Source organism: Alcaligenes sp. SMD-FA, from assembly GCF_025960365.1.
GTDB classification, from domain to species: Bacteria; Pseudomonadota; Gammaproteobacteria; order Burkholderiales; family Burkholderiaceae_B; genus Alcaligenes; species Alcaligenes aquatilis.
Map to the genome: position 1 here is coordinate 1,042,618 of NZ_CP110108.1, position 15,211 is coordinate 1,057,828.

The following is a 15,211-nucleotide window of genomic DNA, read 5'->3' on the forward strand; positions in this document are numbered from 1 at the left end:
GGGGCGCCTATAAAATCTGGCTTGAAGACCAGGAAGGTTGGTAGATTGCTGCCTTTAACGAGGTCTGCTTGCTATACTTGTTGACCATCATTCTAACCTTGCCTCTTGCCGGGCGGGAAATACGGAACCTGATCCAAGGGCAAATTGTTCTGGCACAAGGTTCCGATTTTATGACGATTACAGGCCATGTTGCGCATTTATAACTCGTTGTCACGCTCTAAAGAGGTGTTTTCTCCGGTTGAACCGGGCCACGTACGTATGTACGTCTGTGGTATGACGGTGTACGACTTCTGTCATTTGGGGCATGCTCGTATGCTGGTCAGTTTTGACATCGTGCAGCGCTGGCTGCGAGCAAGCGGCTATCGCGTCTCGTATGTGCGCAACATTACCGATATTGATGACAAGATCATCCGCCGTGCCGTCGAGCGCAAGCAACTGATGTCACAGGTGACGGACTTTTATATTGCGGCCATGCATGCCGACGAAAAGGCCCTGGGTGTGCAAAGTCCCGATTCGGAGCCGCGTGCTACACAGTACGTGCCCGATATGCTGGGCATTATTGCCAAGCTGGAAGAGAACGGTCTGGCCTACCAGTCCGAGGACGGTGATGTGAACTACGCGGTGCGTCAGTTCCCCGGCTACGGCAAATTGTCGGGCCGTTCCCTGGACGATCTGCGTGCCGGTGAGCGTGTGGCCCTGAACTCGGCCAAGCGCGACCCCCTGGATTTTGTGCTGTGGAAGGCGGCAAAAGAAGACGAGCCTGCCGAATCCAAGTGGGAATCGTCCTATGGTCTGGGCCGTCCGGGCTGGCACATTGAGTGCTCGGCCATGAGCAAGGCACTGCTGGGTCAGCCCCTGGATATTCATGGCGGTGGCCCGGACTTGAAGTTCCCCCATCACGAAAACGAAATTGCCCAAACAGAAGGTGCTTTTGGCGGCCAGTTGGCCAATGTCTGGATGCACTGCGGTCCCCTGATGGTGGACTCGGAAAAAATGTCCAAGTCCCTGGGCAATTTCCGTCGCATCCGCGATACCGTGGCTCCTGAAGGTCTGGCCGACGAAGAAAGCAGCTACATCGCCAATCCGCGTGAAGCGGAAATGCTGCGTTTCTTTATTGTGCGCAACCATTACCGCAGTCTGCAAAACTACGCGCCGGACAATCTGCGCGACGCCCAACAGGCGCTGGATCGTCTGTACCAGACCTTGCAACACGTTCCTGCGGCCGAAGTGGACATTGATTGGACTCAAGGCCCTGCGCTGGCTTTTGCCGAAGCCATGAATGACGACTTCAATACCGCTGGAGCCATTGCCGTCCTGTTCGAGCTGGCTGGTCAGGCCAACCGTGACAAGGATGCGCAGGCAGCCGGCTTGATGCGTGCGCTCGGTGGGGTGATTGGTCTTTTGCAAGTGGAGCCGGCCGTTTATTGGCGCGCCAGCACACGCTTTGGCCAAGCGGGCAATGTGGCTGGTGCCGACTCCTTGAGTGATACCCAGATTGACGCGCTGCTGGCTGAACGCAGCCAGGCTAAACAGAACCGGGACTTTGCCCGTGCCGATGCCATTCGTGATCAGCTTAAAGAGCAGGGCGTTGAGCTGGAAGATCGGCCAGGTGGAGCAACACAATGGCGCAGGGCCTAAACGGCGTCCAATCCGGCCCCCAAGTTCGTTTGGTGGGCAAACCTGATTACTGGGACGACGCGTGCGCCCAGTTGATGAGGCGCGATCGTATCTTGCGCAAGCTCATCCCCCAGCACGGCGACTATTGTTTGCAACATCAGGCACCGGCTTTCACCACCTTGGTGCGCTCTATCGTGGGCCAGCAACTGGCCTCGCGTACAGCGGACCAGTTGTGGCGTAAGTTGCTGGACGGTTGCGGTCAGGCGCTCTCGCCCAAACTGATTGTGGAGCTGGGCTACGAGGCTTTGCATGGTTTGGGTTTGCCCAAACGCAAGGCTGAATACATTGTTGATTTGGCGACGCACTTTGATGCTCGTAAAATCGACCCCCAGGCATGGCAGTCCCTGTCTGACGAAGCTGTTATTGCTGATCTGTGCGCCATTCGTGGCGTGGGTCGCTGGACGGCAGATATGTTTCTGATTTTCAACTTGCACAGACCCGATGTTCTCCCTTTGGATGATGCGGGCCTGCTCAAGGCAATCTCTCTGCACTATTTCAGCGGCGAGCCGGTATCCCGGTTCGAGGCGCGTGAAGTTGCCCAAGCGTGGGCACCGTGGTGCACGGTGGCCACCTGGCATCTGTGGCGCAGTCTGAACACAGTTGCGGTACGATATTAAATTAGGCCTAAACCTTAAGAACCGACATGCGAAATACATTCCTGGAATTTGAGCAGCCTTTGGCCGAGCTCGAAGGCAAAATCGAAGAGCTCCGCTACGTGCAATCTGATTCCGCTGTGGATATTTCAGAGGAACTCAGCCGTCTGCAGCAAAAAAGCCAGACGCTGGCCAAAAACATTTACGCCAAGCTCACGCCTTGGCAAACGGCCCTGGTTGCTCGCCATCCGCAACGTCCCTACACGCTGGACTATGTAAACCAGATCTTCTCGGACTTTCATGAGTTACATGGCGACCGCATGTACGCGGATGACCTGGCTATTGTGGGTGGTCTGGCCCGTTTCAACGGCACACCGTGCATGGTCATTGGTCATCAGAAAGGTCGTGATACCAAAGAGCGCGCCCGCCGCAACTTTGGCATGCCGCGCCCCGAAGGTTATCGCAAAGCCTTGCGCCTGATGCATCTGGCAGAAAAATTCGGCATTCCGGTTTTCACGTTCGTGGACACCCCCGGTGCTTACCCCGGTATTGGTGCTGAAGAGCGTGGCCAGTCCGAAGCGATCGGCCATAACCTGTTTGCCATGGCCAAACTGCGTGTGCCTATCATCTCCACCATTATTGGTGAAGGCGGTTCGGGCGGCGCGTTGGCCATTGCTGTGGGAGATGTGGTGTCCATGTTGCAATACTCCACCTACGCCGTCATCTCGCCCGAAGGTTGCGCCTCAATTTTGTGGCGTAGCGCGGACAAAGCTCCTGTGGCGGCTGAAGCGCTAGCCATCACTGCCCCGCGTTTGAAAGAACTGGGTCTGGTTGATCGCGTGATCAATGAACCTATCGGTGGCGCGCATCGCGACCCCACTATGATGGCACGCCAATTGGGCCGCGCTTTGGCTGACGCCTTGCGTCAGGTCTCAGGCCTGAGCACCGAACAATTGCTGGCGCAGCGTATGGAACGTCTCTTGGCCTACGGGCGTTATCAGGAAGTTCGTGCCTGATCCATTGTCTTCCAGTCAGCTGGGGGGCTTTAGCCCCTCAACCCCGCTGCTGGAGGCGCTTGATCATCACCTAAGTTTTAAAAGTGGCGATAGTGTCGCTGTTGCCTTAAGTGGTGGTGCGGACTCGGCAATGCTGGCGGTACATGCCCATCTTTGGGCCAGCCGCCGCAACGTCACACTTCATTTTTTCCATATTCATCATGGCCTGCAAGCCATTGCCGATCAATGGCAAGCGCATGTGCATGATTTGGCTGCGCGTTTGCAGCGACCCTGTCACAGCTTGCGGGTCCAGGTGCAATCCCGCCGTCTCAGCGCGGATGGTATGGAGTCTGCCGCGCGTGATGCCCGCTATCAGGGTCTGGCTGAACTGGCGCATTTTGTTGGCTTGCAGCATGTGCTGCTGGCTCATCATCAGGACGATCAGGCTGAAACCGTTTTGATGCGTTTGCTGCGAGGCACGGGCACAACCGGCCTGGGTGCGATGGCTCCCCATATGCAGCGCGATGATCTGAATTACTGGCGACCCTGGCTGGAACAGCCCAGGGCTCTTATTCTTCAAGCCAGTGAAAATTTTGCAGCGGCCACAGGCTGGCACGCAGTGCAAGACCCTACCAATATCAATCCTGAGTACGCCCGTGGTGCAGTGCGCGACTTGCTCACGCCCGTGCTGGATGCACGCTGGCCGGGTTGGCAACGCCGTTTGCAACGACAAGCCCAGTTAAGCCGTGAGACGCAGGACGTATTGGACAGTGTGGCCCGCCAGGATTGGCAAGCTCTGGAGCCGGATGAGGCAGGCCGCAGTTTCAGCCTGAGCGCCTGGCGTCAGTTGGAACCGGCCCGACAAAGCATGGTGATCCGTTATTGGTTGCAAGCGCAGGGTGCAGGTTTACCCACGCATGCACGTCTGGCGGAGTTGTTGCGCCAGCTGCGCGGTGTTCATGCCCAAGGTCACGACAGAAATTTGATATGGAAGCAAGGACCGAATCTGATCCGCTGTGTGCGTGGTCGGGTGCAAATTGAATCTGCCTGCTCAGGTGAGCAGAAAAACAGTCTGGGGGCAGATCAATCTAACAAGTAAGTAGTTTGGGGTGGCCTGTGGCAGGAGCGTGGGCTATGGTGTTGAGTCGGCAAAGTATGTGTTTTTTGCGTGCGTATCTGGTAGAGCCTGCGCTTGGGGCACAGAAAGTCGTTAAAATAGTTGGGTTTTGTGTCTATCCCAGACCTTAGCCCTTTGATGCAGAGTAAAAGATGTCCCTGATCGTACATAAATATGGCGGCACGTCGATGGGCTCGATCGAGCGCATCCAGAATGTGGCGCGTCGGGTTGCCAAATGGCATGCCGCCGGGCACCAAGTTGTGGTGGTTCCTTCGGCCATGTCCGGTGAAACCAACCGTTTGCTAGGCCTGGCCAAAGAACTGAGCATTCAGCCTGATCCGCGCGAGCTGGATATGCTGGCTGCCACGGGTGAACAAGCCAGTAGCGCTTTGTTGGCCATGGCTTTGGCTGCCCAGGGCGTTCCCGCCCGCAGCTACGCCGGTTGGCAAGTTCCCGTTAAAACCGACAATGCCTACACCCGTGCCCGCATTAGTTCTATTGATGACACCCGCATCCGCCAGGATTTGGACGCAGGCCGTGTGGTCGTTGTGACCGGCTTCCAAGGTGTGGATGAAGAAGGCAACATCACGACCTTGGGTCGTGGCGGTTCGGACACCTCTGCGGTGGCGATGGCCGCTGCCATGAAGGCCAGTGAATGCCTGATCTTTACCGATGTGGACGGTGTCTACACAACTGACCCACGCGTTGTGCCAGAAGCTCGACGCATGAAAGTGCTGTCCTTTGAAGAGATGCTGGAAATGGCCTCCTTGGGCTCCAAAGTTCTTCAAATCCGGTCCGTGGAATTTGCTGGCAAGTACAAGGTGCCTGTGCGCGTCCTGTCCTCCATGACCGACCCCATGATTCCGCTCGAAGAAGAAATGTCTTCGGGCACGCTGATTACTTTCGAGGAAGACCAAAAAATGGAAGCTGCCGTTGTCTCTGGCATCGCCTTCAGCCGTGATGAAGCCAAATTCACCCTGCGCGCCGTCCCTGACACCCCTGGCGTGGCCTATTCCATTCTGGGCCCTATTGCCGCAGCCAACATTGAAGTCGATATGATTTTGCAGAACCTGTCGGTTCAAGGCACAACTGACTTCTCCTTTACCGTCAGCCGCAACGATGCGCTGCGCACCAAGGAACTGTTGATGAACCAGGTCGGTCCTGCTGTGGGCGCTGGCGAAATCGTGTTTGACGAAGCCGTGTGCAAGGTGTCCATCGTTGGTATCGGCATGCGTAACCACGCTGGTATTGCCAGCTCCATGTTCCGCGCCTTGTCCGAAGAGGGCATCAATATCCAGATGATCAGCACCAGCGAGATCAAGACCTCGGTCATCATTGCTGACAAGTACATGGAATTGGCCGTACGTGCTCTGCACAAGACGTTCGAGCTGGATCAGGAAAAATAATCCCTATAGCTATTTGCATTGGTTTTTTAAAAATGCTATAGTTACTTCTTTCCTAGAGCTGGAGACGTGGCCGAGAGGTTGAAGGTACTCCCCTGCTAAGGGAGCATACGGCTTATACCCGTATCGAGGGTTCGAATCCCTCCGTCTCCGCCAGCTGAAATTAAATTAAGCCCTTGTTTTCAAGGGCTTTTTTTATTGCCCGCCGCTTGTTCGCGTGTGCCCAAGCCTGCCGGGAAAGAGCGATCAGGCACGTTGTCGACGCTGCGTTCAAGCCTGTTCTGAAGCCAAAATAAAAAATAATTGTTACCTTTATTCTGGGACAGAGTGAAGCCAATTTCACGGATAGTCCGGCTGACAAATTTCAGACAGTATGGAATTCAAACAGGGCAAGTCTTTTTAGAGCAAGACTATTAAAGAGTGAAATGCTGTGTCGTTTTTGGCACAGGCCAAGAAAAGCAGTGAATCTCGTGCTTACAATCAAACAAAGTGTTTTGCGTCGTTCAAGACGGCTGTCTTGTTTTTTAGGGCGAGCGATGATTAAACGAGTCCTCTGTATCTGTGGCATGGCCTTGATGGGCCTGCCGTTTTTGGCGTCCTCAACTGAGCTGGCATTGGATGACCAGGTCGTGACTCGTTATGTGCAAAGCCTGCACGATATTTTGCCAGTGCTCCAAACGGTAGAGCGCAGCGAGCCTGTTTGGGATGGGGGGCTGCCCGACGGTTTTCCTCCTGTGCTCGATGTCGCTCAGATAAGGCGCGGTTCGGATCTGTACCGCCAATTAAACAGCCTGACGCAAAAGCATGGGTTTTCGGGGCTGGAGCAATGGGACGCTGTGGGGCAGCGTATTTGGCTGACGCGTCTGTATATTCAAGAGCGCGAAGATCTGGACTTGGTCTATGAACAGCTGGATGCGCTGGAGGCGGCTTTGCGTGATAATGCCCGCCAATACTCTACTGCCGAGCTGGAGCAGTTAATGCGTACTTTCCAGATCAGCAAAAATCATATTTTGCGCTTGATTGCCACTCGCAGTGATGTGCCTCCTGTGCAGGCGCATATGCCTGATCTGGATGCGGCCTTGGCTTCTTTGGAATAAAGGCGCAGGCCGCGTATCGCGCTGCCTAGGATGCTGCAAGGGCGTCCGTTGATGATTTCTTACCGGCAATATGGCTCATTTGTCATATTTTGACGCTTATTTTCTGAGCATGGCATAGGGAATCGGGGATAATTGCCGTCTGTTTGAAATCTAGTGGGAAGACTGAAGCGTCATGCGTATCATCTTGATTTTGTTGGGGGCCGCTGTGCTGGCCTACCTGATTGCCAAAGGCATACGGCAACTGATGGTGGAACGTCGTCAATTAAAAGACCAGACGCGTCAGCCACATAAAGGAAGCCGTGATGAGCACTGATAAAAATCCATTAACGAAACTGGCTGCTAAAGCGAAGTCAGAAGGTGGCACGACCAATTTCTCCAAGGGACTGGGCTTTCTGGGGGCCGCTGTTGTTATTTTCCTGATCCTGATTGTGGCCTCCATGGGCTCGTTCTTGCAGGTCGATCAGGGTGAACGTGGCGTGGTGCTGCGTAACGGTAAGTTGGTGCGCGTGGCCGAACCTGGCTTGGACTTTAAGGTTCCGTTCTTTGATACGGTACGCAAGATCTCGGTACGTGATCACACGGTTCGCATGCAGCTTGAGGCGTATAGTTTTGACCAGCAGTCTGCCTCCATGGTGGCCTCGGTAACGTATCGAGTGCCTGAAACCGATGTGGCCCAGTTGTACTCCGAATACGGTTCGCTGGAAGCTTTGGAGGCCCGCTTGCTGGAGCGCAAGGCTCTGGACGTAATCAAGAACGTGTTCGGTAAGTACACCGCCGCTCAGTCCATTCAGAATCGTGAAAAACTCGGTGCTGACATTAACGAGGCCATGCGCGTGACGCTGGAGTCTGCCCCCATGCAGATGATGGGTGTACAGGTTGAGGAAGTGTCTTTTTCCAAAGCGTACGAGCAGTCGATTGAAAACCGCATGTTGGCCCAGGTTCAAATTGAAACCACGCGCCAGCAAAAAGAAACCGCTTCTATTCAGGCTGAAATCCAGGTGGTGCAGGCCGAAGCAGAGGCTCGCGCTCAACGCGAACGCTACATGGCTGAAGCCGATGGTATTCGTCTGCGTGGTGAAGCTGAGGCTAAGGCGATTTCTGCCAAGGCTCAGGCATTGGCCCAGAACACCAATCTGGTCAACTTGAATGCAGTGGAAAAGTGGGACGGTAAACTACCAGAAAGTCTGGTTCCCGGTTCTGCCATGCCCTTTATCGGACTGCGTTAATTTACTGACAGTCGTTAGCCCGAACAGCGTTTCTCCGGTAGCGTTACAGCAAAGGTAACGCTACCGTTTGTTTTTCCAAGGAGTGATCAATGAATGATGATATGAATCCGGTTCCACAAGACGAGGGTACCAAGCAGTTGGTCAACCTACGTAACCTGACATTAATCAATTACGCCCTGTACATCTTGTCCATGTTTGGCGGTATTACCGCCTTGGTCGCCATCATCATCAATTACATCAAACGTGATGAGGTTCGCGGCACTTACCTGGAGTCGCACTTCGATTGGCAAATCCGTACTTTCTGGTGGGGCCTGGTTGGCGTGGTGCTGTCGTTCTTGCTGATGGCGATTCTGGTCGGTTTTGTGACCATCGTGATTGTGGGCGTGTGGATCGTGTACCGCCTGGTCAAAGGCCTGTTGGCATTGAATGACGGCAAGGCCATTGCCTGATTGCCAGAACGCCGGACTGTCTGATCAGATAGGCTTTGAGTCTGCTTGGACCAGGGCCCGCATATTCTCGCGGACCTCTTTCGGCGGCACTCCGAAGTGCCGTCGAAATGCCCGGCTGAAATGGGCAGAGCTGCTGAACCCCCAGTGGTAAGCAATTTCTGTGATGGTCCTGTGCTGATGGGCCAGTTGGCGTAAATCCTGTTCAGCGCCTTGCAAGCGCATGGACCAGATCCAGCTTGTCAGTGAGTTGGCCTCGCCCTCCCAGGCGCGGTGTACGGTGCTGGGCGTCAGGTCCAAGCGTTTGGCAATTTTGCCTATATTCAATTCAGGATCGCGCAGATTCTCCAGCACATAGGCTTTGATGCGGTCGCGTCGTACAGACCCTGTGTTGTCCTGTAAAGGCAGGCCGCCCAGATTCTCTGCGAGCGCCGCCACCAGAATGCTGACCAAGCTGTCAGCAAGCGACGTATCTACACTGGGGCCTCCGGAAGGGGGGCAGTCGGTTAGCTCGCTGACCATATGGGAGAGCAAGCGTGCCGTGCCCGATTGCGCGCTGGTGATTTTGCAGGCTGTCATGTCCTCGGCATTGTGCAAACGATTGCGCAAAATGGAGCCGGGCAAAGAAAGTACATACTGCTCAAAGTCCTGATCAAACAGAAGCTGATAGGGGCGGGTGGAGTCGTACAAGGCCAACTCACCGGGTTGCAGGTAAGCGGTCTTGTCATCCTGAACCAGCTTTCCCGCTCCGGCCACTTGTATGCTGAGCAGAAAAATATCCTCGGATGCTCTGGAGATTTGCAGCGGCGTGCGCAGGACTGTCTGTGTGGTCGAGGTGATATGAGAGAGGCTGACAGCGGCCAGTTCATGGCGCGTGATGGCACCGAAGAAGGGGGCAGAGGAACGGGAGGGGACGGTGCACTCCAGTTGTACATAGGCCTTATTGACGGCCTCCATCCAGTAGGGCGCGCGCCGGGTAGGGGGAATTGTCGTGGTGGACCATTGCTCCATTGATGACCTCTGCGTCGTGTATCCGAATGCTGACGGCAGGACTGCGATCAACTGGACTGACTAAGTATCAGGCAAGATCTTTGGTTTGCACCAGACCAGAAATAGTGGCGGGTGACGATAATTTCCGACCAGGATGAGGCGGTGGCCGCAACGAGAAGGCAAAAGAAAGCAAGGCCTGGGCAAGTCTGTCCGGGCCTTGCTTTCTGGGCGATCAGGACGGTTCCTGCACCAACAGTGTGTCCGATTCCTGGATCTGGCTGATGGCAACTGGTGCAATCGTACTGGGTGTGAGTGGTTCGCAGGCCTCTTCCTTGATCGGGCTTTGGGAGTGAACCCGTGTCATGGGCTCACGGTGCCCCAAATCCAGTACCAAACGGGTAGCCTCAGGTTTGGAGTAGTGACCTGCGGGGTCGTTGATTGCCTTGGCGAAGGCAATTTCTTCCATGTTCAGGTCGGCAATGATCAGGCCTTCGGCATCGTGCGGCAGGTAGGGGGCCAGTGTGCGTCCGTCTGGCGCAAAAATCATGGAACTGCCACCGCCCACGGTCAATAAGGAGGCGTTGTGCTCTCCCACTTCCAGCATGTCCAGCGTCTCTTGAGTGACCACACTGCTGGCGGCGATGGTAAAGCATTGGCCTTCGACCGAATAGATTTGCGAGGCAGCCATGTTTACTTTGGCGCTGAGAGCATGGGCCTGTTCGCTGTACAGCGAAAAAGACGGCCAGGCGGCAATGTGAATGGCTTCGTGCTGGGAGTACAGCGCGTACTTGCTCAAGGGAGACAGGTGCTCCCAGCAGCACAGCGCACCGACGCGGCCCAGCTCGGTTTCGGACACAATCAGATCACGGGCATAGCCTTCACCAAACACGGTGCGCTCGACATGTGTGGGTTTAAGTTTGCGGCGCGACCACAGCATCTCGCCTTTGTCGTCGATCAGGCATTGGCCCAGATACAGGCTGCCACCACTGCGTTCGCTATAGCCCAAGGCAATGAAAATGCCCAAGGTCCGTGCGGCCTGGGCAATGCGTTGAAATTCTGCACTGTCCAGCGAGAGCGAGTTGGCATAGTAGCGGGCACTGTATTTCAGCGACCAGGCCGGTGCGCCCAACCAGACGTGGAAGGGGTAGCCTGGCAGCCAGGTTTCACCAAACACGATCAGGTCGCAGCCCTCATCGCGGGCCTGACGAGCCAGCTCAATGGTTTTATCAACCCCTGCTGCCAGATCGTAGTTGGGAGAGGCGGCCTGTACGGCGGCTGCCCGGACGATTTTTCTTGTCTGCATACATCCTCCTTGTCGCGGCATCCGCGATTCTGATCGTCAGACCGCGCTGCTTACCGAGCCCGGCCATTTTGGTTTGCGTCAGTGTAGGAGGGGTGGGCGGCGCTGAATTGACTGACAGGCGCAGGATGCTTGACTGGGAGTCGCAAGCATGAGGTCAGGAGGGGTTCATCCTGATCTGGCTATCCATGCAGTGAACAAGCAGGGAGTGAACTATCCGGCCTAAGGTGCGAAGCTGTATTGCACCGTCAGCCCCATGCCCAAGACCCACAGAATCAGGGGAATGGGGCGCATCAGCAAGCCGGGAATGGCGCGCAGAATAAAGCCGATCAAGCGGGTGAACAGCCAGAGCAGGGGTGGTGATTGATCTTTCTCCTTCATATAGAGGATGCCTTGCGACAGCAAAAAGGACTGCGACAAGTAGGCGGCGTAAAACACCATGCCCAAGAAGAAAGCCAGCCAGTAATACAACATGCTCATAGGGTGCAAAAAGAAAGAGTACGGCGCATTATATCGGTCTGTAGCAGCTATGATCGTATTTTTGGCCGGACCTGGGGCCGGCTGTGGGTGCAGGCTTTTTGTACGAGGCAGGTATGCAAAATATTTATTCTATTGATGGGCTGGTGCCTGTGGTTCACCCCACGGCCTATGTTCATCCTACCGCTGTACTGATTGGTGACGTCATTATTGGTGAGGGCGTGTATATCGGCCCTCTGGCCAGTTTGCGAGGGGACTTCGGGCGCATCATCATGAAGGCCGGCTCCAATATTCAGGACACCTGTGTTATTCACGGCACGCCTTATCAGGATACGGTGGTGCATGAGGATGGCCACGTCGGACACGGCGCGGTGCTGCACGGCTGCGTCATTGGTCGCAACGTGTTGGTGGGCATGAATGCGGTCGTCATGGACGCGGCGGACATCGGTGCAGACAGCATTATTGGTGCGATGGCCTTTGTGAAAAAAGGCATGCAAGTGCCTCCCCGCAGTCTGGTGGCGGGGTCCCCGGCGACGGTGGTCAAAGAGCTGGATCAGAAAGCCATTGATGGCAAATTCTTCGGCACGCGTATGTACCAGCGATTGGCGCAGCGTTCTTTGGCAACGATGCAACGCGTGGAGCCCTTGACGGAAGTGGAAGCAGACCGCCCGCGTTTGCGTGAAGATCAGATTTATCCGGTTGATTAAGCGAAGCGGGGCTTGAATGGAGATTTGCTTCCATCAGGATCCCGTTCTTGTTGCTGATTTATGCGCCGATTTGCATCAGCACGGGGCTATTTATTGGCACTCCATGCGCCCTAATTTTCGGCTTGTGTTTGATATGGTGAAACAACAGGGGCTGGAGGTTCTGCCCTTGGCGGCCAATGTAGGCGGGGACTTTTTAAACTACATCATTCGTCTTGATTGTGTCGAGCAAGAGGGTTTGGAGGCTACAGGACAGCGAGTCTCGGCGGCGATGGCTCGATGGATGGAGCTTGGTGAGCCGGTGCCGCATATTGAACGACTCTGAGAGGGTTAGAGCGGATCTTGCTTCTTTTTTGGGCGTCGTTTTTTAGCGGTGATAAAAAACCCTTGGTGCGGAGCGAAGCCCACACCAAGGGTTTTGTCTTGAGTTCTGATCAAGCAACTGGTGGGGTAGGCCCACTTGGCGGCGCTGTTCAGTTCGGGGCTTGGCTGGTTTATTTACCCGCTGCTGCCAACGCCTGTTTCCAGGCCTCGATGACTGTTTCGTACTCGGCAGCGGCCTTCAAGGGGTCGGTGCTGGCAATCTTGATCTGATCCAGATTAGGTAGTTTGGTCAGTTCGGCCACATTGATGTCGCTGCGGGTGGGGCGGCGGAAGTTCTCAACCAGTTCGGCTTCCTGAACCTCTTTGGACAGTAGAACATCGACCAGTTTGCGCGCTGCTTCCTGGCCGTTCTTGGGGTTCTTGATGACCGCTACGCCTTCAGGGGCGATGAAGGTGCCGTCTTCAGGGTAGACCAGCTCAATGCCTTTCTGACCACCAGCCACATAGGCGTAAGCGGCGTATTCCATGGTCACGCCCAAGGGGTACTCGCCGTTTGCCACACTTTTGTAAACCTGGCCCGAGCTCTTGGACACGATCACGTTGGCCGCCAGCTTTTGCAGGCCTTCAGCGCCATACAGTTGGTAGATGCCGTAAACCTGGTCGTAAGCACTGCCCGACGAGGCGGGGTCACCAATAATGACTTTGCCTTTCCACTGGGGATCGAACAGATCAGCCCAGGTCTTGGGAGCAGCCAAGCCTTTGAGCTGACGGTCGTTGACCATGATGACCATGACGTGCGCGTTGGAGCTGGTCCACAGGCTGTCCTTGCCGTGGAAGGCTTCAGGAATGGCCTTGTTCTCGGGCGACTCGTAAGCCTCGAAGTTCTGCTGGAAAGCGGCCATGGTGCCGTAGCCAGTGCCCCATACCACGTCACCGAGCGGGTTCTGCGATTCGGCTTCGATACGCTTCATCAAGGCGCCAGCGCCCGAAGTCACTTGTTGAATGGACAGGTCAGAAGCAGTCTTTCGAGCGATTTCCAGCGCTGTATCAATGGTTTGCACATTGTTGGGCGTGTACATCACGGCATTGGCGGCCAGGGCGGCACCGGACAGGGACAGGGCGCCGACACTGAAGGAGAGTGCCAGACCAGTTTTCAAAAAACGTGTAGTCAGCATAGTGAGCCTTTTTAGATTAGCGGCTGGAAAACAAATCCAGCTTGAGAAAACGGATAGCCAGATAAATCGGCACCAGAATCACGACCATCAGGATCACCCCGTAAGCCGAAGCACGGGCCAGAAAGCCGGCGTCGATCTGACGGAACATCTGGATGGGCATGGTTTCCATACCACCGTAATACAGCACGATAGTGGCGGAAATTTCAGCCAGTGAAGTGACCCACATCAGGATGGCCGCGCCCAGAATGGCGGGCTTCATCAAGGGCAGAACCACTTTGAAGAAACTCTGGAAGGGGCTGACACCCAGATTGATGGAAGCCTCTTCGATAGAGTCGGGAATGTTGTAGAGCGAGGCCGAGGCCGAGCGAATGGAAAAAGGCACTTTACGCACAAAGTACGCACCGGCCATGATCACCCAAGTGCCGGTCAGCACCAGCATGCCGCTGTTGTAGGTCTGGATCAGGGCAATACCCAGTACGGTGCCGGAAATGGCCAAAGGCAGCATTACCATATAGTCCAGTGCAGTCACCACGAACAAACGTTTTTTCACGATCAGGTAACTGCAGATCGTGGCAAAGCAGGTGCCTGCAACGGTGGCAACACTGGCCAGCATCAGCGAGTTCAAGATGGGCTCGGGGGCGTAGCGCAGGGCACGCTCCATATTGTCCAGGGTGAAGGTGCCGTACTGCATGACCGGGCCGCTGGCTTTGGTGAAAGCACCCATCAGCACGATAAAGGCCGGGATCAGCGAGAAGGTGACAAACATCACCGCACCGATGGTCAGCAAGATACCGGCCAGACCTTGAGCGCGAACCGGACGCGGGGCACGGCCTTGCTGCATCTGGAAGGTCTTGCGCTCCAGTACCCGTTTCTGAATGAATAGCACCGCACCGACCAGAATCACGGACACCACGGCCAGCACGCCTTGCATGGTGGGGTTGCCGCTCATCTCGGACAGGAAGGTGGTGTAGGTCAGCGAGGACAGAACATCAACCTGACCACCCAGAATCATGGGGATGGAGAAGTTGTCCACGGCCAGCGTGAACACAATCATGGCATTGACCAGCAAGGCAGGCATCAGCACCGGGAAGGTCACGCTCAGCGCTCGCTTGAAGTTGGTGGCACCCAGGTTCACGGCCGCTTCTTCTAGCGTGCCATCAATGGCTTTGAGCGCAGCCAGCATGCCGATATACACGTAGGTGTAATCGTTTAGGATCAGCACGTAGGACATGCCGAACCAGCCATAGAAGCTGGGCAGATCAATACCGATGCTTTCCAGGGCCAGACGCACCACGCCGTTATTGCCCAGCAGCATCAGCCAGGCTTGCGAGACGATAATGTCGGGTAGCACGATGGTGGTTAAAGGCAGGATCGCCACAATGGCTTTGCCGGGGAAGTCGTAGCGGGCTACCACATAGGCCAGTGGGGCACCCAGCAGTAAGGTCCCAACGGTGGAGATCAGCCCCAGTTTGATGGTGTTGAAGAAAGCTTCAACATAGCGCGGGTCGCTGAAGAAGGTTTCAAAGCCATGCAGGCTGGGCATGCCCGTTGCCGGGTTGATAATGCTTTGATAGAACAGAGAGGCGAGGGGCCAGACGACCCAGAACACCAGCACCACCAGACAAATCAGGGCGGGTAGGAACCAGGGGGAACGAAGGGCCAGGGGTCTTGCAGCAATAGCCATGGG

The 15,211-nt window shown here is 55.5% G+C and carries 16 protein-coding genes and 1 tRNA gene; 12 read left to right on the forward strand and 5 right to left on the reverse strand.

Translation table 11 applies throughout. The features are described from left to right. Positions 1 to 186 precede the first annotated feature (186 nt). The 10 genes from cysS to OKX01_RS04845 all read left to right on the forward strand — a co-directional run bounded on the left by cysS (position 187) and on the right by OKX01_RS04845 (position 8,557). On the forward strand, positions 187 to 1,638 hold the full coding sequence (cysS, locus tag OKX01_RS04800) for a cysteine--tRNA ligase (RefSeq protein ID WP_094195902.1): 1,452 nt from the start codon (positions 187 to 189) through the stop codon (positions 1,636 to 1,638). Continuing rightward, positions 1,623 to 2,294, forward strand: a complete 672-nt coding sequence (locus OKX01_RS04805; RefSeq protein WP_094195903.1) for a DNA-3-methyladenine glycosylase family protein — start codon at positions 1,623 to 1,625, stop codon at positions 2,292 to 2,294. The genes cysS and OKX01_RS04805 overlap by 16 nt, the downstream gene beginning before the upstream one ends. 26 nt (positions 2,295 to 2,320) lie before the next feature. Further along, positions 2,321 to 3,286 (forward strand): acetyl-CoA carboxylase carboxyltransferase subunit alpha, encoded by a 966-nt coding sequence (locus OKX01_RS04810; protein ID WP_042483971.1) that lies wholly within the window; start codon positions 2,321 to 2,323, stop codon positions 3,284 to 3,286. 130 nt (positions 3,287 to 3,416) lie between these two features. After that, positions 3,417 to 4,364, forward strand: a complete 948-nt coding sequence (tilS, locus tag OKX01_RS04815) for a tRNA lysidine(34) synthetase TilS (protein ID WP_413544471.1) — start codon at positions 3,417 to 3,419, stop codon at positions 4,362 to 4,364. A gap of 170 nt (positions 4,365 to 4,534) precedes the next feature. Then, positions 4,535 to 5,788: an aspartate kinase gene (locus OKX01_RS04820; protein WP_094195904.1), complete on the forward strand. Its 1,254-nt coding sequence runs from the start codon at positions 4,535 to 4,537 to the stop codon at positions 5,786 to 5,788. A gap of 60 nt (positions 5,789 to 5,848) precedes the next feature. After that, positions 5,849 to 5,941 (forward strand) — tRNA-Ser (locus OKX01_RS04825). Positions 5,942 to 6,321: 380 nt separating this feature from the next. Further along, a complete protein-coding gene (locus OKX01_RS04830) occupies positions 6,322 to 6,882 on the forward strand; it encodes a hypothetical protein (protein WP_234354384.1) in 561 nt (186 codons plus the stop codon). Between the two features lie 172 nt (positions 6,883 to 7,054). After that, positions 7,055 to 7,195, forward strand: coding sequence for a hypothetical protein (locus OKX01_RS04835; RefSeq protein ID WP_022983530.1), 141 nt, complete (start codon positions 7,055 to 7,057; stop codon positions 7,193 to 7,195). Beyond that, positions 7,185 to 8,108, forward strand: a complete 924-nt coding sequence (locus tag OKX01_RS04840; protein ID WP_094195906.1) for a prohibitin family protein — start codon at positions 7,185 to 7,187, stop codon at positions 8,106 to 8,108. The genes OKX01_RS04835 and OKX01_RS04840 overlap by 11 nt, the downstream gene beginning before the upstream one ends. An 89-nt stretch (positions 8,109 to 8,197) precedes the next feature. Continuing rightward, positions 8,198 to 8,557: a DUF4870 family protein gene (locus tag OKX01_RS04845; protein WP_094195907.1), complete on the forward strand. Its 360-nt coding sequence runs from the start codon at positions 8,198 to 8,200 to the stop codon at positions 8,555 to 8,557. A gap of 24 nt (positions 8,558 to 8,581) precedes the next feature. Here OKX01_RS04845 and OKX01_RS04850 read toward each other — a convergent pair whose 3' ends face one another. The 3 genes from OKX01_RS04850 to OKX01_RS04860 all read right to left on the reverse strand — a co-directional run bounded on the left by OKX01_RS04850 (position 8,582) and on the right by OKX01_RS04860 (position 11,324). Further along, positions 8,582 to 9,565, reverse strand: a complete 984-nt coding sequence (locus OKX01_RS04850) for a helix-turn-helix domain-containing protein (RefSeq protein WP_264672563.1) — start codon at positions 9,563 to 9,565, stop codon at positions 8,582 to 8,584. 211 nt (positions 9,566 to 9,776) lie between these two features. Then, on the reverse strand, positions 9,777 to 10,847 hold the full coding sequence (locus OKX01_RS04855; protein ID WP_264672564.1) for a nitrilase: 1,071 nt from the start codon (positions 10,845 to 10,847) through the stop codon (positions 9,777 to 9,779). A 219-nt stretch (positions 10,848 to 11,066) separates the two neighbouring features. Continuing rightward, complete coding sequence (locus OKX01_RS04860; RefSeq protein ID WP_094195910.1) at positions 11,067 to 11,324, reverse strand: hypothetical protein; 258 nt, start codon at positions 11,322 to 11,324, stop codon at positions 11,067 to 11,069. Positions 11,325 to 11,437: 113 nt separating this feature from the next. Here OKX01_RS04860 and OKX01_RS04865 point away from each other — a divergent pair, with 113 nt between their 5' ends. Both OKX01_RS04865 and OKX01_RS04870 read left to right on the forward strand, forming a co-directional pair. Further along, positions 11,438 to 12,028, forward strand: a complete 591-nt coding sequence (locus OKX01_RS04865) for a phenylacetic acid degradation protein PaaY (RefSeq protein WP_094198279.1) — start codon at positions 11,438 to 11,440, stop codon at positions 12,026 to 12,028. A 16-nt stretch (positions 12,029 to 12,044) separates the two neighbouring features. Further along, positions 12,045 to 12,350 (forward strand): hypothetical protein, encoded by a 306-nt coding sequence (locus OKX01_RS04870; protein WP_121738406.1) that lies wholly within the window; start codon positions 12,045 to 12,047, stop codon positions 12,348 to 12,350. 169 nt (positions 12,351 to 12,519) lie between these two features. Here the strand turns inward: OKX01_RS04870 and OKX01_RS04875 are convergent, their stop codons facing one another. Together OKX01_RS04875 and OKX01_RS04880 are read right to left on the reverse strand one after the other, a co-directional pair. Further along, positions 12,520 to 13,524, reverse strand: a complete 1,005-nt coding sequence (locus OKX01_RS04875; protein WP_094195912.1) for an extracellular solute-binding protein — start codon at positions 13,522 to 13,524, stop codon at positions 12,520 to 12,522. A gap of 16 nt (positions 13,525 to 13,540) precedes the next feature. Beyond that, positions 13,541 to 15,208 carry an ABC transporter permease gene (locus OKX01_RS04880; RefSeq protein ID WP_094195913.1) on the reverse strand — a complete coding sequence of 556 codons (1,668 nt, stop codon included), beginning with the start codon at positions 15,206 to 15,208 and terminating at the stop codon, positions 13,541 to 13,543. Between the last annotated feature and the right edge of the window lie 3 nt (positions 15,209 to 15,211).